The organism is Methylobacterium sp. Leaf104, from assembly GCF_001422885.1.
Classification (GTDB): Bacteria; Pseudomonadota; Alphaproteobacteria; order Rhizobiales; family Beijerinckiaceae; genus Methylobacterium.
The window spans coordinates 13,917-40,840 of the sequence record NZ_LMMZ01000010.1; the positions used below are offsets into that span (position 1 = coordinate 13,917).

The 26,924-nt window shown below is 72.0% G+C and carries 31 protein-coding genes; 12 read left to right on the forward strand and 19 right to left on the reverse strand.

The features are described from left to right. Positions 1-45: 45 nt before the first annotated feature. Complete coding sequence (locus ASF49_RS09035; RefSeq protein WP_056471008.1) at positions 46-1,275, forward strand: acyl-CoA dehydrogenase; 1,230 nt, start codon at positions 46-48, stop codon at positions 1,273-1,275. Between the two features lie 122 nt (positions 1,276-1,397). After that, positions 1,398-2,051, forward strand: coding sequence for a TetR/AcrR family transcriptional regulator (locus ASF49_RS09040; protein WP_156652948.1), 654 nt, complete (start codon positions 1,398-1,400; stop codon positions 2,049-2,051). Positions 2,052-2,058: 7 nt separating this feature from the next. Here ASF49_RS09040 and ASF49_RS09045 read toward each other — a convergent pair whose 3' ends face one another. The 4 genes from ASF49_RS09045 to ASF49_RS09055 form a co-directional block, all read right to left on the reverse strand. Beyond that, positions 2,059-3,252, reverse strand: coding sequence for an MFS transporter (locus ASF49_RS09045; protein ID WP_056471014.1), 1,194 nt, complete (start codon positions 3,250-3,252; stop codon positions 2,059-2,061). A gap of 52 nt (positions 3,253-3,304) precedes the next feature. Beyond that, entirely contained in the window at positions 3,305-3,517 is a 213-nt protein-coding gene (locus ASF49_RS09050) for a hypothetical protein (protein ID WP_056471017.1), read from the reverse strand. After that, entirely contained in the window at positions 3,517-3,648 is a 132-nt protein-coding gene (locus ASF49_RS24715; protein ID WP_272481499.1) for a hypothetical protein, read from the reverse strand. Before ASF49_RS24715 ends, ASF49_RS09050 begins: the two co-directional genes overlap by 1 nt. Before the next feature lie 127 nt (positions 3,649-3,775). Next, a complete protein-coding gene (locus ASF49_RS09055) occupies positions 3,776-4,150 on the reverse strand; it encodes a hypothetical protein (protein WP_056471020.1) in 375 nt (124 codons plus the stop codon). A 104-nt stretch (positions 4,151-4,254) separates the two neighbouring features. Here ASF49_RS09055 and ASF49_RS09060 point away from each other — a divergent pair, with 104 nt between their 5' ends. Then, positions 4,255-5,349, forward strand: a complete 1,095-nt coding sequence (locus ASF49_RS09060; RefSeq protein ID WP_056471022.1) for a UV damage endonuclease UvsE — start codon at positions 4,255-4,257, stop codon at positions 5,347-5,349. 37 nt (positions 5,350-5,386) lie between these two features. On the opposite strand, the gene otnC is transcribed toward ASF49_RS09060, so the two are convergent. Further along, positions 5,387-6,058 carry a 3-oxo-tetronate 4-phosphate decarboxylase gene (gene otnC, locus ASF49_RS09065; protein ID WP_056471109.1) on the reverse strand — a complete coding sequence of 224 codons (672 nt, stop codon included), beginning with the start codon at positions 6,056-6,058 and terminating at the stop codon, positions 5,387-5,389. 50 nt (positions 6,059-6,108) lie between these two features. Next, positions 6,109-7,137 (reverse strand): LacI family DNA-binding transcriptional regulator, encoded by a 1,029-nt coding sequence (locus ASF49_RS09070; RefSeq protein WP_056471025.1) that lies wholly within the window; start codon positions 7,135-7,137, stop codon positions 6,109-6,111. 204 nt (positions 7,138-7,341) lie between these two features. Here ASF49_RS09070 and ASF49_RS09075 point away from each other — a divergent pair, with 204 nt between their 5' ends. The 5 genes from ASF49_RS09075 (at position 7,342) to denD (ending at position 12,797) form a co-directional block, all read left to right on the forward strand. Next, a complete protein-coding gene (locus tag ASF49_RS09075; RefSeq protein WP_056471030.1) occupies positions 7,342-8,658 on the forward strand; it encodes an MFS transporter in 1,317 nt (438 codons plus the stop codon). A 144-nt stretch (positions 8,659-8,802) separates the two neighbouring features. Beyond that, positions 8,803-9,720, forward strand: coding sequence for an L-threonate dehydrogenase (gene ltnD, locus ASF49_RS09080; RefSeq protein WP_056471033.1), 918 nt, complete (start codon positions 8,803-8,805; stop codon positions 9,718-9,720). A gap of 11 nt (positions 9,721-9,731) precedes the next feature. Next, positions 9,732-10,529, forward strand: coding sequence for a 2-oxo-tetronate isomerase (gene otnI / locus ASF49_RS09085; RefSeq protein WP_056471036.1), 798 nt, complete (start codon positions 9,732-9,734; stop codon positions 10,527-10,529). Then, entirely contained in the window at positions 10,526-11,812 is a 1,287-nt protein-coding gene (otnK, locus tag ASF49_RS09090; RefSeq protein WP_056471039.1) for a 3-oxo-tetronate kinase, read from the forward strand. The genes otnI and otnK overlap by 4 nt, the downstream gene beginning before the upstream one ends. A gap of 25 nt (positions 11,813-11,837) precedes the next feature. Next, on the forward strand, positions 11,838-12,797 hold the full coding sequence (gene denD / locus ASF49_RS09095) for a D-erythronate dehydrogenase (RefSeq protein WP_056471042.1): 960 nt from the start codon (positions 11,838-11,840) through the stop codon (positions 12,795-12,797). Between the two features lie 146 nt (positions 12,798-12,943). Here denD and ASF49_RS09100 read toward each other — a convergent pair whose 3' ends face one another. Genes ASF49_RS09100 through mdcA form a run of 8 tightly spaced genes read right to left on the reverse strand, consistent with a single transcriptional unit; the run spans position 12,944 to position 20,047 of the window. After that, entirely contained in the window at positions 12,944-13,948 is a 1,005-nt protein-coding gene (locus ASF49_RS09100; protein ID WP_056471046.1) for an aldo/keto reductase, read from the reverse strand. A 25-nt stretch (positions 13,949-13,973) separates the two neighbouring features. Then, positions 13,974-14,897 carry an acyltransferase domain-containing protein gene (locus tag ASF49_RS09105; RefSeq protein ID WP_056471049.1) on the reverse strand — a complete coding sequence of 308 codons (924 nt, stop codon included), beginning with the start codon at positions 14,895-14,897 and terminating at the stop codon, positions 13,974-13,976. Next, the gene (mdcB, locus tag ASF49_RS09110) at positions 14,894-15,766 is read right to left on the reverse strand and encodes a triphosphoribosyl-dephospho-CoA synthase MdcB (RefSeq protein WP_082511052.1); all 873 of its coding nucleotides are present in this window, start codon (positions 15,764-15,766) and stop codon (positions 14,894-14,896) included. Before mdcB ends, ASF49_RS09105 begins: the two co-directional genes overlap by 4 nt. Positions 15,767-15,775: 9 nt before the next feature. Next, positions 15,776-16,432 carry a malonate decarboxylase holo-[acyl-carrier-protein] synthase gene (gene mdcG, locus ASF49_RS09115; protein ID WP_056471052.1) on the reverse strand — a complete coding sequence of 219 codons (657 nt, stop codon included), beginning with the start codon at positions 16,430-16,432 and terminating at the stop codon, positions 15,776-15,778. Next, complete coding sequence (gene mdcE, locus ASF49_RS09120; RefSeq protein WP_056471055.1) at positions 16,425-17,141, reverse strand: biotin-independent malonate decarboxylase subunit gamma; 717 nt, start codon at positions 17,139-17,141, stop codon at positions 16,425-16,427. Before mdcE ends, mdcG begins: the two co-directional genes overlap by 8 nt. Position 17,142: 1 nt before the next feature. Further along, positions 17,143-18,075 carry a biotin-independent malonate decarboxylase subunit beta gene (locus tag ASF49_RS09125; protein WP_056471059.1) on the reverse strand — a complete coding sequence of 311 codons (933 nt, stop codon included), beginning with the start codon at positions 18,073-18,075 and terminating at the stop codon, positions 17,143-17,145. After that, on the reverse strand, positions 18,075-18,386 hold the full coding sequence (gene mdcC / locus ASF49_RS09130) for a malonate decarboxylase acyl carrier protein (protein WP_056471061.1): 312 nt from the start codon (positions 18,384-18,386) through the stop codon (positions 18,075-18,077). Before mdcC ends, ASF49_RS09125 begins: the two co-directional genes overlap by 1 nt. A 14-nt stretch (positions 18,387-18,400) precedes the next feature. After that, entirely contained in the window at positions 18,401-20,047 is a 1,647-nt protein-coding gene (mdcA, locus tag ASF49_RS09135) for a malonate decarboxylase subunit alpha (RefSeq protein ID WP_056471064.1), read from the reverse strand. Positions 20,048-20,271: 224 nt separating this feature from the next. Here mdcA and madL point away from each other — a divergent pair, with 224 nt between their 5' ends. The 4 genes from madL (at position 20,272) to ASF49_RS09155 (ending at position 22,689) form a co-directional block, all read left to right on the forward strand. After that, positions 20,272-20,733, forward strand: a complete 462-nt coding sequence (madL, locus tag ASF49_RS09140) for a malonate transporter subunit MadL (RefSeq protein WP_056471066.1) — start codon at positions 20,272-20,274, stop codon at positions 20,731-20,733. Between the two features lie 4 nt (positions 20,734-20,737). After that, positions 20,738-21,502: a malonate transporter subunit MadM gene (madM, locus tag ASF49_RS09145; protein ID WP_056471069.1), complete on the forward strand. Its 765-nt coding sequence runs from the start codon at positions 20,738-20,740 to the stop codon at positions 21,500-21,502. Positions 21,503-21,540: 38 nt separating this feature from the next. Further along, positions 21,541-22,224, forward strand: a complete 684-nt coding sequence (locus ASF49_RS09150) for a GntR family transcriptional regulator (protein ID WP_056471073.1) — start codon at positions 21,541-21,543, stop codon at positions 22,222-22,224. 198 nt (positions 22,225-22,422) lie between these two features. Beyond that, a complete protein-coding gene (locus tag ASF49_RS09155; protein ID WP_056471075.1) occupies positions 22,423-22,689 on the forward strand; it encodes a hypothetical protein in 267 nt (88 codons plus the stop codon). A gap of 87 nt (positions 22,690-22,776) precedes the next feature. Here the strand turns inward: ASF49_RS09155 and ASF49_RS09160 are convergent, their stop codons facing one another. From ASF49_RS09160 to ASF49_RS09180, 5 genes are all read right to left on the reverse strand, one after another. Then, complete coding sequence (locus ASF49_RS09160; RefSeq protein ID WP_243214893.1) at positions 22,777-23,019, reverse strand: oxidase; 243 nt, start codon at positions 23,017-23,019, stop codon at positions 22,777-22,779. Between the two features lie 78 nt (positions 23,020-23,097). Then, a complete protein-coding gene (locus tag ASF49_RS09165; protein ID WP_243214895.1) occupies positions 23,098-23,772 on the reverse strand; it encodes a cytochrome c oxidase subunit 3 in 675 nt (224 codons plus the stop codon). Beyond that, the gene (locus ASF49_RS09170; protein ID WP_056471080.1) at positions 23,769-25,448 is read right to left on the reverse strand and encodes a cytochrome c oxidase subunit I; all 1,680 of its coding nucleotides are present in this window, start codon (positions 25,446-25,448) and stop codon (positions 23,769-23,771) included. The genes ASF49_RS09165 and ASF49_RS09170 overlap by 4 nt, the downstream gene beginning before the upstream one ends. Next, the gene (coxB, locus tag ASF49_RS09175; RefSeq protein WP_056471083.1) at positions 25,445-26,407 is read right to left on the reverse strand and encodes a cytochrome c oxidase subunit II; all 963 of its coding nucleotides are present in this window, start codon (positions 26,405-26,407) and stop codon (positions 25,445-25,447) included. The genes ASF49_RS09170 and coxB overlap by 4 nt, the downstream gene beginning before the upstream one ends. Next, positions 26,404-26,919 (reverse strand): hypothetical protein, encoded by a 516-nt coding sequence (locus tag ASF49_RS09180; RefSeq protein ID WP_056471120.1) that lies wholly within the window; start codon positions 26,917-26,919, stop codon positions 26,404-26,406. Before ASF49_RS09180 ends, coxB begins: the two co-directional genes overlap by 4 nt. Positions 26,920-26,924: the final 5 nt, after the last annotated feature.

Sequence of the window (26,924 nt, forward strand, 5' to 3'; positions counted from 1 at the left end):
CCTGCTAGGATCAGGGGAACACGAAGAAGCCCCGAGGAACCGCCCATGAACGCCCCGACGCGCCCGCCCGGCTCCGCCGCGCCCACCGCCCCCGCCTCGGCGAGCTTTGCCTGGGACGACCCCTTCCGCCTCGACGACCAGCTCAGCGAGGACGAGCGCGCCATCCACGAGGCCGCCCGGGCCTTCGCGCAGGAGGAACTCCTGCCGGGCATCGTCGAGGCCTACGCGCACGAGACCAGCAATCCGGACCTGTTTCGGAAGATGGGCGAGCGCGGGCTCCTCGGCGTCACCCTGCCCGAGGCATACGGCGGTGCCGATGCGACCTACGTCGCCTACGGCCTCGTGGCCCGCGCGGTCGAGGCGGTGGATTCCGGCTACCGCTCGATGATGAGCGTGCAATCCTCCCTGGTGATGTACCCGATCCACGCCTACGGCTCGGAGGCGCAGCGCCGGAAGTTCCTGCCCAAGCTCGCCTCCGGCGCGTGGATCGGCTGCTTCGGCCTGACCGAGCCCGATGCCGGTTCCGACCCGGCCGGGATGAAGACGAAGGCGGTGAGGACCGAGGGAGGCTATCGCCTGTCGGGGGCCAAGATGTGGATCTCGAACGCGCCCTTCGCCGACGTCTTCGTGGTCTGGGCCAAGTCCGAGGCGCACGAGGGCGCGATCCGGGGCTTCGTCCTGGAGAAGGGCATGAAGGGGCTCTCGGCCCCGACCCTGAAGGGCAAGCTCTCCCTGCGCGCCTCCACCACGGGAGAGATCGTGATGGAGGACGTCGAGGTGGGCGAGGACGCGCTCCTGCCCAACGTCTCCGGCCTGAAGGGACCGTTCGGCTGCCTCAACCGGGCGCGCTACGGCATCGCCTGGGGCGCCATGGGCGCGGCGGAGGATTGCTGGCATCGGGCCCGCTCCTACACCCTGGAGCGCAAGCAGTTCGGCCGGCCGCTGGCCCAGACCCAGCTCGTGCAGAAGAAGCTCGCCGACATGCAGACCGAGATCGCCCTGGGGCTCCAGGCGGCGCTCCGGGTCGGCCGCCTGTTCGACGAAGGCCGGATGGCGCCCGAGATGATCTCGCTGATCAAGCGCAACAATTGCGGCAAGGCCCTCGACATCGCCCGCGTCGCCCGCGACATGCACGGCGGCAACGGCATCATGGGCGAGTACCACGTGATGCGCCACGCCCAGAACCTCGAGACGGTGAACACCTACGAGGGCACGCACGACGTCCATGCGCTGATCCTCGGCCGGGCGCAGACGGGGCTGCAGGCGTTCTTCTGACGGAGAGCGGGGGCGGGGGACGCCCCCCGTCCCCGGCCCTCGGTCCACACGGCGAAGGCCCCGCCTCCCTGGCCTTCTCCGGAGAGGACTGGCATCGTTTTCCGAGGGGAGGACACCGCGCCGTGGCTCAGAGGGACGTGATGCCGTCGCCATCCCGGCGCCTCGGTCGCCCGCCCCGCGGGACCGAGGGCGACGTGCTGCTGCGCGTCCTCGCCGCCGCCAAGGCCGTGTTCCTCACCGAGGGCTTCGAGGCGGCGAGCATCGACGCGATCGCGAGCTCCGCCGGCCTCTCGAAGAAGACGATCTACACGCGCTTCGCCTCCAAGGTGGATCTCTTCGAGGCGGTGTGCGTGCGCTTCATCGAGGAGAACGTACCCTCCATCGAGAAGGTGGCGGCGGAGGCCGGCTCCGTGGAGGAGCGCCTGCACCGCATCGCCCTGGCGATCCTCGAGACCGTGGTGACGCCGGACTGCATCGCGTTCCGGCGGGTCATGGTGGCCGAGGCCGGCCGCTTCCCGGAATTCGCCCGGGCTCTCCACGATTTCGGACTGGCGCGGGTGGTGCCCCTGGTGGAGGGCTGCCTGGAGGACGGCGTGCGCTCGGGCGCCCTCGCGGTGGACGATGTCCGGCACGCGGCCGATGCCTTCCTGGGCCTGACCATCCGGGGCTTCGTCGACCGGACGGAGCTCGGCCTGGAGCGGCCGGGCATGACCCACGTCAAGCGCGAGACGCTGAAGCGGTCGCTCGATTTCTTCCTGCGGGCATGCCGGCCCTGATCACGCCTCAGGCGGGGCGTGAAGGCGGGCGCCGGAGGCCGGCCGCCAGGGGTAGGGCGACGGCACAGAGCGCCGCCATGCTCCAGAACGCGTCCGCCCCGAACCGTCCGTAGAGCCATCCGGAGAGCCCGGTCAGGACGGTGTTGGCGAGCCCGAGGCCGAGGGTCGCGTAGAGCGTCTGCGCGGTGGCGCCGTCGCGGGCGGGCACGAGGTCGGCGAGGAGCCGCATGTTGGCCAGGTGCAGCAAGGCGAAGGTGAGGCCGTGCAGGGCCTGGCCGATCGCCAGCATCGGTACCGCCACCGTGGTCGCCATGATCGCCCAGCGCAGGATTCCGGCGCCGGCGGCCAGCATCGCCGTCCCGGCGGTGCCGAGGCGCTCCAGCAGCCAGGCGCCGCCCAGGACGAACACCGCGACCTCCGAGAGCACCGCCAGCGACCAGAGCAGGCTGACGGTGCCGGGGCCGAGACCCGCCGCGCGCCAGCGGATCACCGCGAAGGCCTCGTGCAGGGCATGGCTGCCGATCACGAGGGCCGCCACGAGGAGCACCCGCCGGAAGAGCGGCGCGGCCAGGAGCGCGCGCAGGGCGTGGCGAGACGAGTCCTGCGGGGCCGGCACGTCCGGTTCGGCGACACGCGGGGCTGCGGGCACCTGGCGCGCCGCCAGGGCGGTGAGCAGGAACAGCAGGCCGCTCGAGACGAGGACGCTGGACAGGCCGGCCCAGGCGACCGCCTGGCCGGATGCCAGGGTCGCCAGGATGAAGGCGGCGGATCCCGCACCCCGGACCCAGCCATAGGCGAAGGTCCGCTCCCGCTCCACCGCCGCGAGGGTGAGGGCATCGGCCAGGGGCGCGAGGCCCGCGAGGGCGATGGCCTGTGCGAGGCCGAGGACGAGCAGCGCGGGGAAGCCGTGCCCGAGGAGCGTGGCGAAGGCCAGGAGCCCGGCGGCGGCCGCGCCGGCGGCCACCACGGTCCGCGTGGCGTCGAGGCGATCCGCGATCCGCCCCGCCACCGGCCCGGCCACGAGGCGCATCAGCGTGCCGGCGGCGAGCACGATCCCGATCTCGGAGGCGTCGAGCCCGCGCTCGCCGAGGAAGCTCGGCAGGAACGGCGAGACCATCCCGTAGGCGGCATAGAGGCTGCCCTGCAGGAACACGAAGGCCGGGAAGGAGCCGAGCCCGGATCGGGCAGGGAGACCACGCATCGGTCCAGGCTCCCTCTCTCCGCTGCGGTCCTCGGATGCCGGGTCCGGTCCTTCAGGGGGCCTTCGCGGGCGGGAAGGCGGTGCCGGGACAATTGGCGGCCAGCCCCGTCTCGCCGACGCGGTTGGGCGCGCAGGCGAGAATGGCCGGGCGCCCGCCGTTCTCGATGCGCGCCTCCTGCAGGCGGTCGTACTTCCACAGGCCGAGGCCGATCACCACCAGGATGGCGAGGAGGGCGGCGCCCGCCAGCGGCAGCCAGCGCGGCATCAGCGGGCGCTCGCGCCGGCTTCCGGCACCGGCTGGGTGTGGGCCGTGTCGCCGTGCTTGACGAAGGTGAACAGGATCAGCCCCGCCAGGAGAGCGACGGCGGCGATGAAGACGGGGAACAGGCGACGCATCGGAAGGGAACCACGCTGGCAGGACGGATCGCCGGGACCGCGCCGGCGGATGCGGGTAACGCGCGGGACGGGCGCGTGGTCGCAGGGCGGAGCCTCACAAATTCGGCGGCACGCCCCGAAGGCTCCGTCAGGACGGGGTCGTGACCCGCTGCCCGGCCTCGCCGTAGCCGAGACGGGCGCCCTCGCGGTTGACGATCCCGAAGCGCAGGGTCGCCTCCTCGAGATAGTCGATCGCCGCGAGGAGGGCGCGCCGGGCCGGCTCCACGGCCTCCGGTTCGTCCTCGGGCGGCGTCTCGGCGAAGTTGACGGCGGCGATGAGCACCCGGTCGCGCTCGTCCTCGATCCGGCGGTCGCGCTCGACGCGGCCCCGGATCTCGGCATCGAAGGCCGCCACCACCGCGAAGGGGAAGTCGTCGCGGCGGGATCCGCGGGGATAGGCCAGGGTCAGGCGGCGGGCGAGGTCGGCCGCGCGGCGGACCTGGTCTGCGAGCTTGGCGTCCATGGAAGTCTCCGGCGCCGACGGGGCCGACGGCGCGGGAGCAACGCACCGCCTCCGGTCGCCGGTTCCGGCCCTGCACCAAAGGCGCTCCGCCGCGTTGTCGGTTCATGACCGATCCAGTCCCGACCGATACGACACCCCGCCTCGGCTTCTGCTGCAAGTTCATCCTCGAGCCGCCGCCCGAGCCCTTCAAGACCCTGAAGGCCGCCCGCGAGGCGACCCTGCAGATGAACCTCACCCACGCCACCATGGCGCACCTGAAGACCCTGGCGCCGGCCGCGCGCCGGGCGAAGATCGAGGGCCTCGTGCGTCACAACCTCGGTGCGCTGGAGCGCCAGGTGACCTGGGTCGCCGCACGCCCGCCGATCGAGCGCCTGCTGCGGATCGCCAGCAACGTCCTGCCCGGCTACACCCATGCGGTGGCGCAGGACGTCTACGCCGAGCCCGAGATGCGCCGCCTCGTGGAGGACGGCCTCGCCCGGATCGGCGACATCGCCCGGGCCGGTGCGGTGCGGCTCAGCTTCCATCCCGGACCGTTCTGCGTCATCGCCTCGCAGAACCCGGCCGCCCAGCGCAACGGCATCGAGGAGCTGGAGCACCATGCCGAGCTCATGGCGATGCTCGGCTACGGAAGCGGCTGGCACCCGCACGGGGCGCACATCAACATCCATGTCGGAGCCCGCGATCCCGGCCTCGAAGGGTTCCGCGCCAGCCTGCCCAGGCTCTCCCAGACCGCCCGCGACCTCCTCACCGTGGAGAACGACGAGAATTTCTTCGGATTGGACACGGTGCTGGGTCTGGCCGACGCCGTACCGGTGGTGCTCGACCTGCACCACCACTGGGTCGAGAGCCGGGGCGAATACATCGCGCCGGACGATCCCCGCGTCGCCCGGGTGCGCGAATCCTGGCGCGGCGTCCGCCCGGTCGCCCATATCAGCGTCTCGCGGGAGGGGCTGCTGGAGGGCCACGACCCCGACGCCCTGCCGGACTTCGCCGCCCTGTCCGAGGCCGGCCACAACTGGCGGGATCTGGCCGCCCATTCCGACATGATGTGGAACCGCGCCGTCAACGCCCTGGTGGCCCGCCACATGGCCTGGGCGGATTTCGAGATCGAGGCCAAATCCAAGAACATCGCCTCGGCCGGCATCGCCGCCGAGATCGCCACTGCGCTCCCGACCGCGCAGATCGAGGTCGCGGCCTGAAGCGGTGCGCGGCGGCGCAGGATTTCGAGCGCGACGCTCAGTGGTCGTGGTCGTGCCCGTCGGGCTCCGGCAGGGTCAGGCCGAAATGGCTGACGAGGTCCTGCACCTGGCCCGGGCTGAGATGGCGCGGATTGAGGTTGCGCAGGAGGAGATAGAGCTTGGCCGTCTCCTCCAGTTCCTCGGTGGCGAAGACCGCGTTCTCCAGAGTGGAGCCGGCCACCACCGGGCCGTGATTGGCCAGCAGCACCGAGGCGTAGCGGCCGGCAAGGCCCCGGATCGCGTCCGCCACCGCCGGGTCGCCCGGCCGGTAATAGGGCACCAGGGCCGTGGCCCCGGCCCGCATGAGATAATACGGCGTGAGCGGCGGCAGCACCGCCTTCGGGTCGATCTCGGGCAGCATCGACACCGCCACCGCGTGGGTCGAGTGCAGGTGGACGATGGCGCGGGCCTCGGTGCGGCTGTCGTAGAGGGCCGCGTGGAGCGGGATTTCCTTGGTGGGCGCGTGGCCCGAGACCAGGGTGCCGGTCGCGTCGAGGCGCGAGATCGTGGCCGGGTCGAGGAAGCCGAGCGAGGCGTTGGTCGGCGTCACCAGCCAGCCGCCGTCGTCGAGGCGCAGGGAGATGTTGCCCGACGAGCCCGGCGTCAGGCCGCGCTCGAACAGCGAGCGGCCGAACCGGCAGATCTGTTCGCGAAGCCGGGTCTCGCTCAGCTGGGTCTCGCTCATGGCGGTCCTTCAGGTCACCGGAGGAAGGGGCGGTCTCAGGCGGTGGCGCCCGCGATCAGTTCGTAGCCGAGGTCGACGGTCTCGGCCGGACCGTCGGCGGCGAGGCGCTCGGCGGCGGCGGTCCCGATCTCCAGGCGCGGCGTGCGGATGGTGGTCAGCGGCTGCGGCATCGCGGCGGCGATGTCGAGGGCGTTGAAGCCGAACAGGGCGAGGCGCCCCGGCACCGCGATCCCCTCCGCGAGGCAGTGGAAGTAGCCGCCGAGCGCCATGTCGTCGTTGGAGAAGTAGATGGCGTCGAGGTCGGGCCGGCGGACGAGCAGGCGCGCCAGGGCCGCGCGCCCGGCCGCCGCCGAGGAGGGACCCGGCGCGATCTCGGTCTCCGCCAGCGGGTGCCCGGCGAGGGCCAGCGTCTCGCGGAAGCCGGCGAGGCGCTTGGCCGCGCGCAGGTCCCGCGCGATGTCGTGGCCGACATAGCCGATCCGGCGGTAGCCCCGCGCGAGCAGGTGCCGGGCGCTGTCGCAGCCCACCGCCCGGTTCGAGAAGCCCACCACGATGTCGAGGCCGGCTCCATCGGTGTCGATCATCTCGACGATCCGGATGCCGCTCGCCCGCAGGCGCGCGACGGCGCCCGCACTGTGCTCCAGGCCGGTGACGATGAGGCCGGCGGGGCGCCAGGAGAGGAGGGCGCCGATCAGGGCCTCCTCGCGCTCGGGGTCGTAGTCCGAGACCCCGATCACGCTCTGGAAGCCGTCCCGGTCGAGGGCCGCGTTGGCGCCGCGCAGGAGGTCCGGAAACACGATGTTGTTCAGCGACGGGATGATGATGCCCACGAGCTTGGCGCCCGCCGTCGTGCCCGAGCCCGCCAGCATGCCGGCCAGCCGGTTCGGCACGTAGCCGAGGCGGGCCACCGCCTCCGCCACCCGGTCCTGGGTGCGCTTCGAGAACGAGCCCTGGTTGCGCAGGACCCGCGAGACCGTGCTCTCGCCGACGCCGGCCTCGCGGGCGACGTCGGAGAGGGTCACGAGGCGGCGTTCGGGTTCGGGCGGCGGCTCACGGACGTTCATCGGCGGATTCGTCCTGTATTTCCGGGCTCGTCGAAGACGGGAGCGGAAAAGCCCATAGCAAGGTTAGGCGACGACAACAATCAGATTGGCAGCGCTGCCAATGTCTGTTAGGCAAGATGCAAGCGCTGCCAAAGAGAGTAGCGCCGCGATAAGATGATGCAACGCCAGAACAGCGACGCGCGAAGCGCGCCGGCAGGAGGAAACATGAGCGTGCAGGCCGCCAGCGCGCGGGGCATCGATGCGCCCGCAGGGGACTTCGTCGAACAGACCTACCGCAAAGTGTTCTGGCGGCTCGTGCCGTTCCTGATGCTCTGCTACGTGGTCGCCTATCTCGACCGCGTGAACGTGGGCTTCGCCAAGCTCCAGATGTCCCAGGAGCTGGGCTTCAGCGAGACCGTCTACGGCCTCGGCGCCGGCCTGTTCTTCATCGGCTACTTCCTGTTCGAGGTGCCCTCGAACGTCATCCTGCACCGGGTCGGCGCCCGGGTCTGGATCGCCCGCATCATGATCACCTGGGGCATCATCTCCGCCGGGTTCATGTTCGTGAACTCGGCCACCTCGTTCTACATCATGCGCTTCCTGCTGGGCCTGGCCGAGGCGGGCTTCTACCCGGGCGTGATCCTCTACACGACCACCTGGTTCCCGGCCCATCGCCGTGCCCGCGTGATCGCGGTGTTCATGTCGGCGATTCCCGTCTCGGGCATCTTCGGCAACCCGCTCTCCGGCTGGATCATGGACGCCTTCAACGGCGCCTACGGCCTCTCCGGCTGGCAGTGGATGTTCGTGATCGAGGCGGTGCCGGCGGTGCTGGTGGGTCTGGCCGTGTTCTTCTACCTCGACAACCGCCCCTCCGAGGCCAAGTGGCTGAATCCGGCGGAGCAGCAGGTTATCGAGCGCGACATCGCCGCCGACGGCGCCGGCAAGGAGCAGAGCCCGCATTCCATCGCCACCGTGTTCCGCAACGGCCGGATCTGGTTCATGAGCCTGATCTACTTCGCCTTCGTCACGGGCCAGTACGGCCTGACCTTCTGGATGCCGACCATCGTCAAGGCCTCCGGCATCCAGGGCAACCTCAACATCGGCCTCGTCAGCGCGATCCCGTTCCTGTTCGCGGTCTTCGTGATGATCCTGCTCGGCCGCAGCGCCGACCGGATGCGCGAGCGCCGCTGGCACCTCATCGTCCCGGCTCTGTGCGGCGCGGTGGGCTTCGTGGTCGCCGCCAGCACGGGCAGCACCGTCGTGGCCATCGCGGCGCTGGCCGTGGCCGCCGGCGGCGTGCTCACCTGCGCGCCCCTGTTCTGGTCCCTGCCCACCGCCTTCCTCAGCGGCGCCGGGGCCGCGGCCGGCATCGCACTGATCAACTCGGTGGGCAACCTCGCGGGCTTCGCCAGCCCCTACGTCATCGGGGCCTTGCGCGACTCCACCGGCAGCACCGCCGCCGGCATGTACGCGCTGGCGGTGATGCTGGTGATCGGCTCGGTCTGCGTGTTCGTCACCCCGAAGCACGTGGTCAACCGCTGAAACGGCTGCGCCGACGGCCGGCGCTCCGAATCCCGCACCGGAATTCCGGAGCGCCGCAGGCGAGCCCGGGATGACGGGCTGGGTCCCGGCGCCGTCGTCTCGATATCCCCGCCTCCGATCCCGACATCCAGTGAACAGGTCCCCATGAGCATCACCACCCAGAACCAGCGGGCCGCCGTGATCGGCCTCGGCTCCATGGGCGCCGGCATGGCCGGATCGCTCCTCCGGGCCGGCTTCGACGTCGCGGCCTGCGACGTGAACGCGGAGGCCGTGTCGCGCTTTGCCGCCAGCGGGGGGCGGGCGGCGGCGAACCCGGCGGCGGCGGCGGAGGGCGCCGACGTGGTGATCTGCGTCGTCGTCAACGCCGCCCAGACCGAGGCGGTGCTGTTCGGGCCCGGCGGCGCCGCCGAGACCATGGCCGGGGGCGCGGTGTTCGTCTCCTCCGCCACCATGGACCCGGCCATCGCCCGGCGCCTCGCGGCCCGGCTCGAGGAGACCGGGCGCCACTACCTCGACGCGCCGATGAGCGGGGGCGCCGTGCGTGCGGCCGACGGCGAACTCACCTTCCTGGCCTCCGGCACGAAGGCCGCCTTCGCGGCGGCCCGCCCGGCGCTCGACGCCATGGCGGGCAAGCTCTACGAACTCGGCGACGCGGCCGGGCAGGGCGCCGCCTTCAAGATGATCAACCAGCTGCTCGCCGGCGTGCACATCGCCGCCGCCAGCGAGGCGATGAGCTTTGCCGCCAAGCAGGGCCTGGATCTGCGCAAGGTCTACGAGGTGATCACGGCCTCGGCCGGCAATTCCTGGATGTTCGAGAATCGCATGCCGCACGTGCTGGAGGGCGATTACAGCCCCAAGAGCGCGGTCGACATCTTCGTCAAAGATCTCGGCATCGTGCAGGACATGGCCCGCGCGGAGACGTACCCCGTCCCAGTGGCCGCCGCCGCGCTCCAGATGTTCCTGATGGCCTCGGGCTCCGGCATGGGCCGGGACGACGACGCCTCGGTGGCCCGCCTCTACGCGCAGGTGGCCGGCGTCACCCTGCCGTCGCCCAAGGCCTGAGGGAGGAACCGATGCCGCGCTTTGCCGCCAACCTCACCCTGATGTTCACGGAACACGCCTTCCTCGACCGCTTCGCCGCCGCCGCGGAAGCCGGCTTCACCGCGGTCGAGTTCCTGTTCCCCTACGACCATCCGGCGGACGCCATCGCCGAGCGCCTGGCGCGGTTCGGCCTGACCCAGGCCCTGTTCAACCTGCCGCCCGGCGACTGGGCGGCCGGCGAGCGCGGCCTCGCGGCCCTGCCCGACCGGTTCGCGGAGCTGCAGGCGGGCGTCGAGACCGGCCTGAACTACGCGAAGGCCACCGGCGTCGACCGGCTCCACCTCATGGCCGGTATGGCCGACGCGAACGATCGCGGGGCGCAGGACGCCTATCGCCGGGCCGTGGCCTGGACCGCCGAGCGCGTGGCGCGCGAAGGGCTCGACCTCGTGCTGGAGCCGATCAACGCCCGCAACATGCCGGGCTACTTCCTCGACGATTTCGACGCGGCCGCCCGCCTGATCCGGGATCTGGCCCTGCCGAACCTCAAGCTCCAGTTCGACCTCTACCACTGTCAGATCCTGCACGGGGACGTGACCACGCGCCTGCGCGACCTGATGCCGATGGTCGGGCACGTGCAGACCGCGAGCGTCCCGGCCCGGCACGAGCCCGGCACCGGCGAGATGAACGACGCCTTCCTGTTCGCCGAGCTCGACCGGCTCGGCTACGCGGGCTTCGTCGGCTGCGAGTACAACCCGGCCGGCGGCACGGAGGCGGGCCTGGGCTGGTTCGCGCCCTATCGTGCCTCCCAGGCCCGGGAGGCCGGCCGATGAGCCTCGCCCTCGGATCGGTGGCCGACGACTATACCGGCGCCTCGGACCTCGCCAACACGCTCACCAAGGGGGGCCTGCGCACGGTGCAGACCATCGGCATCCCCGCCGACGACCTGGATCTGGCCGGCGTCGACGCCGTGGTGGTGGCCCTGAAGAGCCGCTCCATCCCGGCCGCGGAGGCCGTGGCGCGCTCCCGCGCGGCCGAGGCCTGGCTGCGCGGGCGGGGCGCGGCCCACGTCCTGTTCAAGATCTGCTCGACCTTCGATTCCACCGACGCGGGCAATATCGGCCCCGTGATGGACGCCCTGCGGGCCGAGGCGAACGCGGCCATCGCCCTCGTCACCCCCGCCTTCCCGGAGACGGGGCGCACCGTCTACCAGGGCAACCTCTTCGTCGGCGCGGTGCCGCTGGACGAGAGCCCCCTCAAGGACCATCCCCTCAACCCGATGCGGGACGCCAACCTGGTGCGCGTGCTGGCCCGGCAGAGCGCCGCGCCCGTGGGCCTCGTGGATTTCGCCACCGTGGCGCGGGGTCCCGAGGCCGTGGCCGCGCGCCTCGATGCCCTCGCTGCCGAGGGCGTGGGCGCGGCCATCGCGGACGCCGTCGTCGAGGCCGACCTCGAGACCCTGGGCACGGCTGCGCTCGGCCACCGCGTCTCGGTGGGCGCCTCGGGCCTCGGCCTCGGCCTCGCCCGTGCCCTGGTCGCGGCCGGGCGCGCCTCCGCACCGGGCCGCGCAGCGGATCTCGGCGCGCCGGTGGGCGGCCTGGCCGCCTGCCTCGCCGGCAGCTGCTCGCAGGCGACGCTGGGCCAGATCGCGGCGGCCGAGGCCCTGATGCCGGTGCGCCGCCTGGACCCCGAGCGGCTGCTCGCCGGCGAGTCCGAGACCGAAGCCGAGATCGAGGCCGTCCTGGCCTGGGCCGGCGCGCATATCGGCACCGGTCCCGTCCTCGTCGCCAGCAGCGCCGAGCCCGCGACGGTGCGGTCGCTCCAGGCCCGCCACGGCGGCGACCGGGTCGGCCACGCCATCGAGGGCGCACTGGCCCGCATCGCGGAAGCCCTGGTGGCGCGGGGCGTGCGCCGCCTCGTGGTCGCGGGCGGCGAGACGTCGGGAGCGGTCGTCGACCGGCTCGGGCTGAAGGCCTTCCGGCTCGGACCCGAGATCGCCGCCGGGGTGCCGGTGCTCCGCACGCTGGGGCAGGGCGACGACATGCTGCTCGCCCTGAAATCCGGCAATTTCGGCGGCCGCGACTTCTTCCCCCGCGCCCTCGACCTGATGCGCTGACCCGACTTCCGGAGACGGACCACCCATGCACGCACTCATCCTCGGCGCCGCCGGCATGATCGGCCGGCGCCTCACCGACGCCCTCGCTGCGCAGGGCGACGCCCGCGCCCTCACCCTGGTGGACGTGGTGGAGCCGACGGCGCCCGCGGGCTTCGCCGGCTCCGTGGTCACCGCCGCCGCCGACCTCTCGAGCCCGGGCGCGGCGGAGGCCGCGCTGATCGGCCGGCCGGACGTGATCTTCCACCTCGCGGCGATCGTCTCCGGCGAGGCCGAGGCCGACCTGGAGAAGGGCTACCGGGTCAATCTCGACGCCACCCGCCTGCTCCTCGACGCGATCCGGCAGGCCCACACCGCCGAGGGCTACCGGCCGCGCGTGGTCTTCACCTCGTCGCTGGCGGTGTTCGGGCCGCCGCTTCCGGGCGTGATCCCCGACGACATGATCCTGACGCCGGCCACCTCCTACGGCACCCAGAAGGCGATGGGCGAACTGCTGCTGGCCGATTACAGCCGACGCGGCTTCCTCGACGGCATCGGCCTGCGCCTGCCCACCATCTGCGTGCGCCCGGGCAAGCCCAACAAGGCGGCCTCCGGGTTCTTCTCGGGCATCATCCGCGAGCCGCTGGCCGGCCAGGAGGCGATCCTGCCGGTGCCCGACACCGTGCGCCACTGGTTCGCCAGCCCGCGCTCGGCGACCGAGTACCTCCTGCACGCCGCCCGCATCGACCTCGCGCCCCTGGGCCTGCGCCGCAGCCTCACCATGCCGGGTCTCTCGGCGACGGTGGCCGACGAGATCGAGGCCCTGCGCCGGGTCGCCGGCGACGCGGCGGTGGCGCTGATCCGACGCGAGCCGAACCCGGCGATCCAGGCCATCGTCGAGACTTGGCCGGAGGCCTTCGATACGCGCCGCGCCCTCGATCTGGGGTTCGAGGGCGACGCCAGCTTCGATGCGCTGGTGGAGTTGCATCTGGCCGAGACGCAGGTCTGAGCGCGGGCGCCGGCACGTTCCCCTCCCCCTCGCGGGGAGGGGTCGGGAATCGGGGTGGTCGGGTGGCCCTCACCCGCGGTCCCACTCCACGCGGTGGAGCGCAGGATGCGAGCCTGCCGCCCGGCATCGCTCCCGAAGACGGGGCTCTACCCCCGCACGCGGCCCTCGATCGGGTAGGCCGGGTCGTTGTAGCCCGGCGTCGAGGGGTGGCCGGTGACCACGTGGGCGTCGACCAGGGCCTCGTCCGCGTCCGTGAAGGTGTAGCCCAATGCGCCCAGATACTCGTCCCACTGCGCCTCCGTGCGCGGCCCGGCGATGACCGAGGTGACGGTGCGGTTGGCCAGGACCCAGTTCACCGCGAACTGCCCCGCCGTCAGGCCGCGCTCGGCCGCGTGGGCCTGGAAGGTCCGGGCGATCACCAGGGATTCCGGGCGCCATTCCGTCTGCATCATGCGGGTGTCCTGGCGGCCGGCGCGGGTGCCCTCGGGCGGCGGGGCGGCGGGGTCGTACTTGGCGGTGAGAACGCCGCGGGCGAGGGGGGAGTAGGGCACCACGCCGAGGCCGTAATGGGCGCAGGCCGGCAGGTGCTCGGTCTCGGGCATCCGGTTGAGGGCGTTGTAGTAGGGCTGGCTCACCACGGGCCGGTCGATGCCGAGATCGTCGCACAGCCGGCAGATCTCGGCGACGCGCCAGGCCCGGTAGTTCGAGACGCCGAAGTAGCGGATCTTGCCCTGCCGCACGAGGAGCGCGATGGCGCCGATGGTCTCGGCCAGCGGCGTCGTGTGGTCCTCCTTGTGGAGGTAGTAGATGTCGATGACGTCGGTGCCGAGCCGCCGGAGGCTGGCCTCGGCGGCGCGCAGCACGTGGGCGCGCGACAGGCCGCGGTCGTTGACGCCCGGACCCATCGGGTTGGCGACCTTGGTGGCGAGCACCCAGGCCTCGCGGTCCCGAGCGATCGCCCGGCCCACCACCTCCTCGGACCGGCCCTCGTTGTAGACGTCGGCGGTGTCGAGGAAGTTGACGCCGGCGCCCCGGGCGCTGTCGATGATGCGGCCGGCGGTGGCCTCGTCGGTGGGGCCGCCGAACATCATGGTGCCGAGACAGAGCGGCGAGACCTTGAGGCCCGAGCGGCCGAGATTGCGATACTGCATCGTGTGCGTCTCACTCCGTTGGGGGTCAGGCCCCGTCCTTGATCCATTGGATCACACCGTCGGACCGGCGAAAATCCTCCAGCGCATGAACCTGCGCCTCGGGCAAGGCCGTGCGGGCCATGGTGGCGAGGGCGTGGCCCGGGCCGAGCTCGAGCACCTTGCCGGCCCCGAATTCGCCGACGCCCTCCAGGCAGGCGGCCCAGTCCAGGGTCTGCGCGACCTGCGCGGCGAGCTTGGCCAGCCCCGCCTCCGGCCGGAACACCGCCGCCCCGTCGAGGCCGCTGAGGAGGCGCGGAGCCGGACGCGGCGGGGCCGCCAGGGGGGCCGCCCGAAGGCGCTCGCGGAAGGCGTCGGCGGCCTGCGCGAGCAGCGGCGTGTGCGAGGGGATGTGCACGGGCAGGCGAACGGCCCGGGCCGCGCCCGCCGCCAGGGCCTGCGCGCAGAGGGCGTCCAGCGCCGCGACGGGACCGCCCACCACCACGCTGTCGGCGGCGTTGCGGATCGCCGGATGGCACGCATGCCCCTCCGCCATCGCGAAGACCCGCGCGGCGGGCAGGCCGCGCAGGCCGGCGAGGCCGTAGCCGGGACCGGCCGCCGCATCCATCGCCTCGGCGCGGGCGGCGGCGAGCTGCAGCACCGTCTCGGGCGCGAACAGGCCGGCGCAGCCGAAGGCCGCGAGATCGCCGATGCTGTAACCCACCACCACGGCGCGCGCGGGCTGCGCCGCCCGAACCAGGGTCCAGGCGGCCAGACCGGCGACGCAGCACAGGATCTGCCCGGTGCGGTTGGCGTGCAGGTCCTCTCCCGAGCGCACGAGGTCGCGCGGATCCCGCCCGAGCAAGGGAGTCGCGGCCGCGAAGAGGCCCTGAGCCTCGGGCAGGTCGGCCGTGAGGTCGAACATCCCGGGATGCTGGCCGCCCTGGCCGGAGAGCAGGACCGCGAGGGTCATGGCCGCTCCCAGGCATCGACGAACAGCGTCATGGCGAGGAGGTCGGCCGCCCCGCCGGGGCTGAGGCGGCGGGCGACGAAGGCCCGGTGCAGGGCTTCCCCCCGCGCGAACCAGTCGTCCCGCGCGATGCCGCCCTCGGCGAGGAACCGGGCGGCCCGCGCCCGCGCGAAGGCAGAGCCCTCCGGGCCGCCGCGATGCAGGAGATTGGTGTCCTCCAGGCGCGCGATGAGGGCGAGGCAGGCCTCCACCCGCGCCGCCTCGGGCGCCTCGGGGCGCCGGGCACGGGCGCGGCGCAGGGCCGGCAGGCCGATCTCGTAGAGGGTCGGAAACCCGGAAGCGGCCTCGGCCGGCGCGCCGCCGACGCCGTGGCACCGGCGCGCCCGCGCACCCGGCGCATGCAGCAGTTCGGGGCCGTCCAGGATGGCCGCGGCGTAGCGTGCCCGGACGTGGGCGCCGAGAGCCCCGGCGACGGGGTGCGGACCCAGGGCACCGGCCGCGGCGCTGAGGAGGCCGAGGCCGAAGATGGCGCCGCGGTGGGTGTTCACGCCGCCCGTCGCCGCCCGCATCGCCGCCTCCGCCGCGAGGCCGATGCGGCGCAGCTCGGCCATGGCGGCCCCGGCGGATCCCGCCACGGCAAGGTCCGCGAAGTAAGGCTCCAGGGCGGAGGCACTCGCCCGGAAGGTGTCCGCATCCATGTCCGAATGGCTGCCGCAATCCACGTGGCTGACGAGGCCGGGCTTGGGATAGGTGGCGAGCTCCAGGCGCAGGCATTGCGTGGCGAGGCGGGCGATCCGATCCGGGCAGCCGGAATCCGGAGCGGGGAACCGGGTCTCCGACGGGCGAGCGGGCATCGGCGAGAGGGCGGTCATCGGCATGGCTCAAGCCGCCGGCGGCAGGGCGGTCAGGAGGGCCGGGACTGGCCGGAGCTCCAGCCGCTCCAGGCCCTTGGCCAGGACCGAGTCGCCGGGTCCGGCGGCGTGCAGCTCGCGCCAGTTCACCGCGAAGCCGTCGGCGAGGCCGATCTCGCCGTCGAGGCGCATCGGCGCCCGCGCCGCGATGCCGGCGAGGCCGTCGAGGAAGGCCTCGTCGACCGGGCCGGGCCAGAGCAGGTCGAGGTCGGAGGTGGCCGAGAGGTAGGAAAGGCCCGTCAGGGCCTGCCAGAGCAGTCCGCCGAACACGCGCGGCGCGCGGCCATGGATGGCCCCGTGGGCCAAGAGCGCGTCCAGCACCGGGTGCCAGGCGGCGGGCGCGGTCGCGCGGGCCTCGGCCAGGGTCACGCCCCGGCGCGGTCGCACCGCCTCGGGCGGGAGCGCGAGGCCGATGCGGCGCTTGCCGAGTGAGGGCGGCAGCGGCAGCCCGGCCGGAACCAGGGCGCCATCCTCGCCGGGCACGCGGCGGCGCACGATCACGGGCCAGCCGCGCGCGGCCCAATCCGCGAGGTGTGGGATCCCGTCGAGGTCCGGCCGCTGCGCCAGCAGCGGCCCCCAGGCGGCGGGCGCCACCGTGAGCAGGTCGTGGCGCGCGACCTCACGCACCCTGCGCCTCACGAACGACGCGCGCGGCGATGGCGTGGGCCAGCGGACGCCCGCCGCGTTCGCGGCCCAGGGCGTCGCGGGTATCGGCCGCCGGGCTGTCCGCGATCAGGGCGGCGATCTGGGGACCGAGGGGCCTGTCGGGGTCGAGGGTCGCCTGCACGGCGCCGGTCTGGACCATGTTGTCGAGGCCGGGCGCGAAGACCGAGGTCGTGCGGGCCATGTCCTGCAGGATCTCCAGGGGCAACTTGGTCACGCGGGCGACGGAGGGAAGATCCATCACGCTCGGATGGGCGCCGGGCAGGGCCGCGAGGACGCGGGTGGCCAGGGCCGTGGCGATGAAGGCACCGGCCGCGCTGTGGCCGTAGAGCAGGCCGATGGTCGGGTGGCCCTGCGCGTCGGCCAGCAGCAGCGCCTTGGCGAGATGCGCGAGGTATTCGTTGAGGCCGAGGAGTTCGTCGCGCCGGCTCATGCGCTGGCTGTCGGAATCGACGAGGACGAGGATCGGCGTGGAGCCGCCGGCCCGCACCACGTCGAGGACGCGCCCGGCCAGGAGACAGGCCCCCTCGATCCCGAGGGCGGTGTCGCCGTCGATGCCGATCACGGCGAGGCGGCCGTCGTTCAAGGGTCCCTCGCCGGTGATCAGGCCGTCCGCCACCGTGACGGCGTGCCCCGCCGGGAAGAGGGAGGCAAGGAGGGTGTCGAGGGGCATCTTATCGGGCATCGTGGGAGCCCTCCGGCAGGCTGTCGAGCAGGGCGTCGAAGCCCTCGGTGGTCAGGCCCGGCACGGCGTCGGGGTCGTTGACGCCGAGGCGGCTCCAGATCTCGGTGGCGTCCCGGGCGTCGCCGAAGCGCGCGATGCGCGCCGCGAGCCGGGCCTGCTCCGCCTCCAGGGTCTCCAGGTCGAAGGCCGGGGCCGCCGGGATCGCGGCCGAGGCCGCCGCGCGAAACGCCCCGATCGTGTCGTCCGCGAAGGCGTCGGCCGCGCCCAGCAGCCGCCGGTGCTTGCCGCCCATGGTACGCCAGACGAGGGCCCGGTCACGGGAATCGAATTCCTCGGCGCCCTTGTTGGTCTCGATCACCTCGGGGCCGGAGACGCTGAGGCGCCCCCCCTCGGAGATGACGAGGCGCACGCAGGTGCCGGCGATGAGGCCGCCCCCGCCGTAGCAGCCGGCCCGGCCGCCGATGAGGCCGATGACGGGGATGCCGGCGGCCCGGACCTGGGTGATCGCCCGCATGATCTCGGCGATGGCGGTCTCGCCGGCATTGGCCTCCTGCAGGCGCACGCCCCCGGTGTCGAACAGGATCAGCACGGCGGCGGGCTTCACGGCCAGCGCGGCCCGCAGCAGGCCGACGAGCTTGGCGCCGTGGATCTCGCCGAAGGCCCCGCCCATGAAGCGGCCCTCCTGGGCGGCGGCCAGAACGTCCCGGCCGTCGAGGCGCCCGCGCCCGACGATCATGCCGTCGTCGAAGGCGCGGGGCAGGGCGAAGAGCGGCAGGTGCGGGCTCATCATCCGCTGCTCGGGACCGATGAATTCCTCGAAGGTGTCCGTGTCGAGGAGTCCGGCGAGGCGGGCGCGGGCGCTCGCCTCGTACCAGCTCTGGGCGAGGGGCGATGCCGAGAGGGCGACCGGCTTCCAATCCATCACGGCAGCTCCATCAGGCGGGCGCCCTGGGCGAGGCGCAGGGACACGGTGTCGGGGCGGGCACCCCCGTCGTTGATAGTGATGGTCAACCCGCCCGGCTGCCGACGGGCCACGAAATCGGCCACCACCGCGGCCCAGACCTCGGCGTATCCGTTGATCGCGGTGTCGATCTCCACGTGGCAGGCGTCGGGGGGAAGGTTGCGCTCCAGCAGGACTTCGAGATTGCCGGAGGCCACGACTCCGGTGATCGCGCTCGGGCGGGTGCCGGGAAGCGGGCGCGTGGTGGCGTGGCGGAAGCGAAGCGTCTCCATGGCGAAAAGATCCCTCACCAGTTCCGGAACTTGGCCGGCGGCTCGTAGAGGCCGCCCGACCAGTGCACGAGGTCCTTGATCGAGCGCGCCGCCAGCAGCGAGCGGTCGGCGTCGAGGGGCTCGATGCCGAGATCCTCGGGGCGCCGGATGATGCCCCGCGCCCTCAGACGCTCGACCTCGGCGTGGTCGCGGCCACGGCCCACATCGGTGTAGCCCGCAACACCCCGGATCGCCTGCTCGCGCTCATCGAGCGTCCGGCACAGCAGCAGGTTGGCGATGCCCTCCTCGGTGACGATGTGGGTCACGTCGTCGGCGTAGACCATCACGGGGGCGAGCTCGAGGTCGAGTTTCTTGGCGAGTTCGAGGGCGTCGAGCCGCTCGACGAAGGCCGGCACCAGCTTGTCGCCGAAGGTTTCGACGAGCTGCACCACGAGCTTGCGCCCGCGCCGCAGGGCCGGATCGCCCGTGCCGCCGGCCTCCTGGCCCGCCTTCATCCAGGTGTCGGAGGGATGGCGCCGCCCATGCGGGTCCGAGCCCATGTTCGGCGCGCCGCCGAAGCCCGCGACGCGGTTGGTGGTGACGGTGGAGGAATGCCCCTGGAGGTCGATCTGCAGGGTCGAGCCGATGAACAGGTCGCAGGCGTAGAGGCCCGCCGTCTGGCAGAAGGCCCGGTTCGAGCGCAGGGACCCGTCGGAGCCCGTGAAGAACACGTCCGGCCGGGCACGGATGTACTTGTCCATGCCCACTTCCGAACCGAAGCAGTGGATCTGCTTCACCCAGCCGGATTCGATGGCCGGGATCAGGCTCGGATGCGGGTTGAGCGCCCAGTGGGTCGCGATCCGGCCCTTCAGGCCCAGCCGCTCGGCATAGGTCGGGAGCAGCAGCTCGATCGCCGCCGTGCCGAAGCCGATGCCGTGGTTGAGGCGGCGGATGCCGTACTCGGCGTAGATGCCCTTGATCGCCATCATGGCCATCAGGATCTGCGTCTCGGTCACGGCGCCGGGGTCGCGGGTGAAGAGCGGTTCGACGTAGAACGGTTTGTCGGCCTCCACCACGAAATCGACCCGGTCACCGGGGATGTCGACCCGGGGCACCCGGTCGACGATCGCATTGACCTGCGCCACCACCACGCCGTTCTTGAAGGCGGTCGCCTCCACCACGGTGGGCGTGTCCTCGGTGTTGGGCCCCGTATAGAGGTTGCCGTCCCGGTCGGCCGAGACGCCGGCGATCAGGGCCACGTTCGGCGTCAGGTCGATGAAGTAGCGCGCGAAGAGTTCGAGGTAGGTGTGCACCGCCCCGAGCTCGATCTGGCCGCCGTAGAGCATCCTGGCGATGCGCCCGCCCTGGGGCCCGGAATACGAGTAGTCGAGCCGCTTCGCGATGCCCTGCTCGAAGATGTCGAGGTGCTCGGGCAGGACGATGCCCGACTGCACCATGTGCAGGTCGTGGACACGGGCCGGGTCGCAGGCGGAGAGGCCCCGCGCCAGGCAATCGGCCTGCTTCTGGTTGTCGCCCTCCAGGCAGACCCGGTCGCCCGGCTGGAGGATCGCCTCGAGGAGGTCGACGACCCGCGCGGCCGGCACGACCTTGCCGTCCGCGCAGCGCCGCGCCCGTTCGAGGCGTGCCTCGCGGGCGGTGCGTTCCTGGCGCCAATCCATCATCCCGTCCGCTCCTCCGCCCCACCCCACGTATACGGCCCGGCGCAAATGGCGCCTCACGACATGCCGGACTTCTCTATCGACATCGATCAGTATTCCAAATTGCGTTTTTGTCAATCAACTGTATACTGAACCCAAGCAAAAAACGAATCACCGCATACCCAGGAGGGACGCCCCATGCCGCGTGCATTTCGCCCATCGCTTCCGACAACGCGGGAGAACGCCCGATGACCATCTTCGGCGTCGCGCTCCTCGCGCTCTGCACGCTGATCGGCGTGTTCCTCGGCGACCTTCTGGGCGTCGCCCTCGGGGTGAAGGCGAATGTCGGCGGCGTCGGCCTCGCCATGATCCTGCTCATCGCCGCCCGCGCCTGGCTCCTCGCGCGGGGCAAGCTCGGCGGCGGGATCAAGCTCGGGGTCGAGTTCTGGTCGACCATGTACATCCCCATCGTGGTGGCGATGGCCGCGCAGCAGAACGTGGTGGCGGCCGTGCGCGGCGGCCCCATCGTGCTCATCGCCGCCACGGTCTCGCTGCTGCTGTGCTTCGCCTGTGTCGCCCTGCTCGGCCACTTCGGGCGGCGCGAGCGGGCGGAGGACGCCCAGATCCGACACGGGGGCGCGGTCATCGGCGGTGACCTCGACGACGACGCGGCGCCCGTCGCGCCGCCCCACGCCGTCAGGAAGGCGTGACCCCATGCTGCACATGATCGAACACGTCTTCGTCGAGCAGAGCCTGGTGGCCGCCTTCGCGGTCGTCGGCGGGCTGATGCTGATCTCGAACTTCGCCGGCAGGCGCCTCACCGGCGGCCGGGTCCACGGCTCGGCCATCGCCATCGTGCTCGGGCTGGTGCTCGCCTACATCGCCGGCCTCTATACGGGCGGCAAGAAGGGGGTCGCCGACCTGCCGGTCTTCGCCGGGATCGGCCTCATGGGCGGGGCGATGCTGCGCGACTTCGCCATCGTGGCCACCGCCTTCGAGGTCGAAGTGGTGGAGGCGCGCCGCGCCGGCTTCCTCGGCGTCCTGGCCCTGGCGCTCGGCACCGTGATCCCCTTCATCGTCGGCGCCCTGACGGCGGTGGCCTTCGGCTACACCGACGCCGTCAGCATCACGACGATCGGCGCGGGCGCCGTGACCTACATCGTCGGGCCGGTGACCGGGGCGGCGCTCGGCGCGGACTCGGCCGTGATGGCGCTCTCCATCGCCACCGGCGTCACCAAGGCCGTGATGGTCATGGTCGGGACGCCGCTCGTCGCCAAGCTCATCGGCCTGGACAATCCGCGCTCGGCCATGGCCTTCGGCGGCCTGATGGGCACGGTGAGCGGGGTCGCCGGGGGCCTCGCCGCCACGGACCCGAAGCTGGTGCCCTACGGTGCGCTGACGGCGACCTTCCACACCGGCATCGGCTGCCTCGTCGGTCCCTCGCTGTTCTACCTCACGGTCCGGGCGATCGTGGGATGACGGACGGGGCGTCGCGCGTCCTGTGGAGGGAGCGAGGGATGGACGAGGGCGGCATGGACGAGCAGGGGACGGAGCGTGGGCTCCTGTCGGACCAGATCCGCAACGCGCTCACCGACGAGATCGCGGCCGGCCGCCTCGCCGCCGGGACCGCCCTCGACGAGCAGGACCTCGCCGACCGCTTCGGTGCCTCGCGCACCCCCGTGCGGGAGGCGCTGCGCCAGCTCGCCTTCAACGGGCTGGTGGAGTTGCGCCCGCGCCGGGGCGTCGTGGTCACGCGGATGACCCCCGAGCGGATCATGGACATGTTCGAGACCACCGCCGAGTTCGAGGCGATGTGCGTGCGGCTCGCCACCTACCGGATGACGCCCCTGGAGCGCAACCACCTCATGGACCTGCACGCCCGCTCCGGCGACATGGTCGCGGCCGGCGACGTCGACGCCTACGACACCCTGAACCGCAGCTTCCACGAGGCCCTCTACGGGGCCACGCATAACGGCTTCCTCAAGGAGCAGGCGCTGGCGCTGCGCACCCGCCTCTCGGGCTTCCGACGGACGCAGCTGCGCCACGGGGAGCGGATCCACGGCTCGCGCGAGGAGCACGGAGCCATCCTGGCGGCGATCGCCGAGGGCGACGGCGAGGCGGCCGCCCGGCGCATGCGCGCCCACATGCTCAATGCGGCCAGCGCCCTGCGCCACTACATCGAGGCCCATTCCGACGTGTGATGCAGCACGCGCATAAAGAAGTGCCCGGACGGCGCTGGAAATGCGTCGAACACATGCACCGGGTGCTCCAGCGCACGCCGTGCCGGAAAACCCGGTCCTATATCGAGATCGTACCAAGAAGAACGGCCCCCGGACATCCTGGACCCGATCCTCGAATGTTTGACGGAGACCGGACCTGTACATCTGGATACCACGACCATGAAGACTCGTCTTGCTTCCGCCGCCGCTGCCCTGGTCCTGACCCTCAGCGCGCCCGTCTCGTCCGCCCTCGCGCAGAGCTACAACGCCCCGGCCGGCATCCCCGCCGCCACGGCGCCCGGCAGCCGAGTCGTCGGCGCCTTCGACGACGTGACCACCGGCTCGATCACCCGCCGCGCGGACGACTCGGCCAAGGCCGGCAACGCCGAGCAGAACAATAAGCCCACCGCCAATTACGGCACCACGTCGGGCGGCCCGGCCTACTGAGGTCACGCCTCGCCGGACCGCGCCGAGAACCATCCGAACCGAAGACGGCGGGGCGCGAGCCCCGCCGTCTTCGCGTGTCAGGGGGGTTCAGCGGGCGAGATAGTCGGTCAGGGTCATCCCGAACAGGATCGCGGCCCAGAAGAACCCGACGCCGGCGAACAGCCGCACCAGGGGCGGCTCCCGGCGGACCTCCATCGATACCAGGACGATGATCGCCGCCATGACGGCGACCACCCCGAGCTCGACGAGCCAGACCTGCTCGAAGGGCCGCGTCGCCCCGAGCGCCACGTTCACGGCCAGGAGCGCCAGGAGCGCCAGGAAGGTGCGCACCGGGTTGCGCAGGCGGCGCCGGAGGAGGGCGCGGTCCTCGGGGCCGAGGGCGTGGAGGGGATTGCGCAGCGCCGCCTCCTACCGGTTGACCACGTAGAGGACCGGGAAGGCGATGATCCAGATCAGGTCGATGAAGTGCCAGTACAGGCCGTAGACCTCGATCCAGTTCTGGTGCCGCTGCAGGAAGCCCGGGCGCGACGCCTTCCAGGTGAGCCCGAGCAGGATCGCGATGCCGGTGAAGAGGTGCAGGGCGTGGAGTGCGGTCGCCACGTAGTAGAGGTTGACGAAGAGCCGCGTCGCCGGCTGCTCGGCGAGCGCGTAGGGCCGGCGGGCGAGGAAGGGCATCATCTGCTCCTCGTAGTCGGCGTGGTACTCGTAGCCCTTCAGCATCAGGAACAGCGCCCCGAGGCTCGCGGTGGCGAGCAGGCAGCCGACCATCATCCGCTGCCAGCCCAGCCGCGAGAGCTCGATGGCCGCCGACATGGTCAGGCTGGAGCAGAGCAGCACCACGGTGTTGGCGGCCCCGATCCAGAACTTGAGATGGCCGGCCGCCGCCTGCACCGCCTCCGGGTGGAGCAGGCGCAGGATCAGCGCGGTGAGGAACAGCCCGGCAAAGAGCAGCAGCTCGGTGAGCAGCCAGGCCCACATGCCGAACGTCGCCGCGTGGCGCTGCTGGGCGTCCGTGGCGAAGTGCCCGGCGCGCGTCACGCCGACGGGTTCGGCGGGGTTCGCACCGATGAATTCGGCGCTCACGTGTGCTGCCTCCCGGTCTCCTGCGCCTGGATCGGGTAGTCGTAGGGCACCTTCGGCACCCGTGGCACGCCCGCGAAGTTGTGCGGCGGGGGCGGGGAGGCGGTCTCCCATTCCAGGCCCTTGGCGTCCCAGGGGTTTCCGGGGGCGCGGCGCCCGAACCAGAGGGAATGGACGAGGTAGACCATCGGGAAGAGGTAGCCGGCCGCCAGGATCGTCGAGCCAGCCGAGGAGAGCACGTTGAGGAGCTGGAATTCCGGCGGGTAGGTCGCGTAGCGCCGCGGCATCCCGAGGTAGCCGAGGATGAATTGCGGGAAGAAGGTGACGTTGAAGCCGATGAAGATGAACAGCGCCGAGATCCGGCCCCAGGGCTCGCTGTACATCCGCCCGGTGATCTTCGGCCACCAGAAGTGCAGCCCGCCGAGGAAGGCCAGCACCGTGCCGCCGACCATGATGTAGTGGAAATGCGCCACCACGAAGTAGGTGGCATGGATGTGCTGGTTGATGGCCAGCGTGGCGAGGTAGAGCCCCGTCAGCCCGCCGAGCACGAACAGGCCGATGTACCCCATGGCGTACAGCATCGGGGTGTCGAGGCGCAGGCTGCCCTTATGGATGGTGGCGGTCCAGTTGTAGACCTTCACCGCCGAGGGCACCGCCACCGCGAAGGAGAGGGCGGAGAAGGCGAGGGAGGCGAGGTCGCTCTGCCCGTTGACGAACATGTGGTGGCCCCAGACGAAGAACGTCACGGAGGCCAGGCCGATGGCCGCGTAGGCGACGAAGCGGTAGCCGAAGAGCTTCTTCTGGGCGAAGGCCGGCACGATCTCGGAGATCACGCCCATGCCCGGCAGCACCATGATGTAGACCGCCGGGTGCGAGTAGAACCAGAACAGGTGCTGGAACAGCACCGGGTCGCCGCCATAGGCCGGGTCGAACACGCCGACATGGAAGGCGCGCTCGGCGATGAGCAGGATCAGCGCCAGGGTGATGACGGGGGTCGCGAGCAGGAAGATCAGGCTCGTGGCGTAGTGCGTCCAGACGAAGATCGGCAGCCGGAACCAGGTCATGCCGGGCGCCCGCATCGTGTGGATGGTGACGACGAAGTTCAGCCCCGTCAGGATCGAGGAGAAGCCCACGATGGTGACGCCGATCAGCGCCGGCAGCACCCAGGTGTTCGAGAAGGCGGTGGAGAGCGGCGCGTAGAAGGTCCAGCCGGTATCGACGCCGCCCAGCACCACCGCCACCAGGGTGAACAGCGCCCCCGTCATGAAGACGTACCAGCTCGTCAGGTTGAGCTTGGGGAAGGCGAGGTCCTTGGCCCCGATCATCAGCGGGATCAGGAAGTTGCCGAAGGTCGCCGGGATCGACGGGATCAGGAAGAACCACACCATCACCACGCCGTGGATGGTGAAGGCCTTGTTGTAGGTGTCGTTGGTCATGATCGCGCCGTCGGGCACGACGAGGGCGAGGCGCACGAAGCCGGCGGCCACCGCGCCGATGACGAAGAACGCGGTGATGCTGGCGAGGTACAGGAGCGCGATGCGCTTGTGGTCGGTGGTGAGGAACCACGAGCGCAGGGTCGACTGGGCGTGGAGGTAGTCGTCCGGCCGGTCGAGGGTCGGGGGCGGGATGTGGGGATCGCGCGCGGCGGCGTCGCCGTGCAGGGTGCCGGCGCTGCTCATCGTTGGGCTCCCTCTGCGACGCGGTCGGTGGCCTTCAGGTAGCCGACGAGGCGGTCGAGGTCGTCGGGCCGGATCACCCCGCGGAAGCTCGGCATCACCTGCTTGCCGCCGCCGGCGAGCCGGTTCTCGTTGGGGTTCAGGATCTTGGCGCGGATGTAGTCCGCATCCGCCGTGATGGTGCGGCCGTCGGCGAGGTGGACCGCGCGGCCGTAGAGGCCGGCGAGGCCGGGCGCCTTCACGCCCGCCACCGCGCCGTCGTGGCAGCCGGCGCAGCCGTAGGACTCGTAGAGGGCGCGGCCCGCCGCCACGTTCGATTGCTGCGCGTGCCCGTGGGTCAGCCAGTCCTGGTACTCGGCCTGGGTCATCAGGGTGAGGTTGCCGTCCATGACCGAGTGGTCGGTGCCGCAATATTCCGAGCAGTAGAGCCGGTAGGTCCCGGTGCGGTCGGCCTTGAACCAGATCTCCGTCGTCCGGTCGGGCAGGGCGGCGATCTGCAGGCGCAGGGCCGGCAGGTAGAGGGCGTGGATCACGTCCTGGCTGGTGATGCGGATGCGGACCGGCTGGTCGATGGGCAGGTGCAGGTCGTTGATCTCCGACTGCCCGGTGGGGTGCTGGAACTTCCACATCCACTGCCGGCCCACGGCCTCCACCACCATGGCGTCCGGCGGCGGATGACGGGAGGCGATGAAGAGCTTGGCGCCCCAGCCGAAGAAGAACAGCGTCAGCACGTAGGGAATCAACATCCAGCTGATCTCGATGAGGACGCTGCGGCGCTCGTCGGTGCTGCGGTCGGCCTCCTCGCCCTGCCGGTAGCGCAGGGCGAAGTAGGTGATCGCGAGGAAGACCGGCACCGTGAGCAGCAGGGTCAGCACCGTGAAGCCGAGGATGATGTGGTCGGTCTCGACGGCCGCGGCGGAGGCCGCGGGCGGCCACAGGGCGAGGGCGGACTCGGCCTTCATGGGGAGGCCGCCTCCCGGGGTTCCGCGGCCGTCTCCACATCGAAGGGCCGGCCGGCCATGAGCGCCATGGCGCGGTCGATGGGGATGCGGGCGCGGGTGCGGTCCGCGTCGAGGAAGGCGTAGCCGGAGAGGCGGCCGGCCGCCTCGGCGTGCCGGGCGTCGATCTCCGCGTAGGGGTCCGGCTGCAGGTTCGGCGGCGGCGGCCGGATCGCGGCCGTCTGCTGGGCGGTGAGGGGCGGCAGGGCGGCCCGCTGGCGCCCGAGCACCACGTGGTTGAGGGCGAGCACCGCCCCGATCGTCGCGAGCACCGCGCCGGCGAGGCCGAGCATCACCCAGGCGGTCTTACCGGCCTCGGCGTCGGTGCGCTCGTAATCCCAGTCCTCCGCGCGGGAAGCCTCGGCGGGGGTCCCGGGGGCGGGCGGCACCGCGCCGGTGCGGCGCAGGATCAGGCCGGCCAGGATCGCCGGGACGAGGGCGAGGCTGGCGCGGCGGGGGGCATCGGGCGGGCTCATGCGGC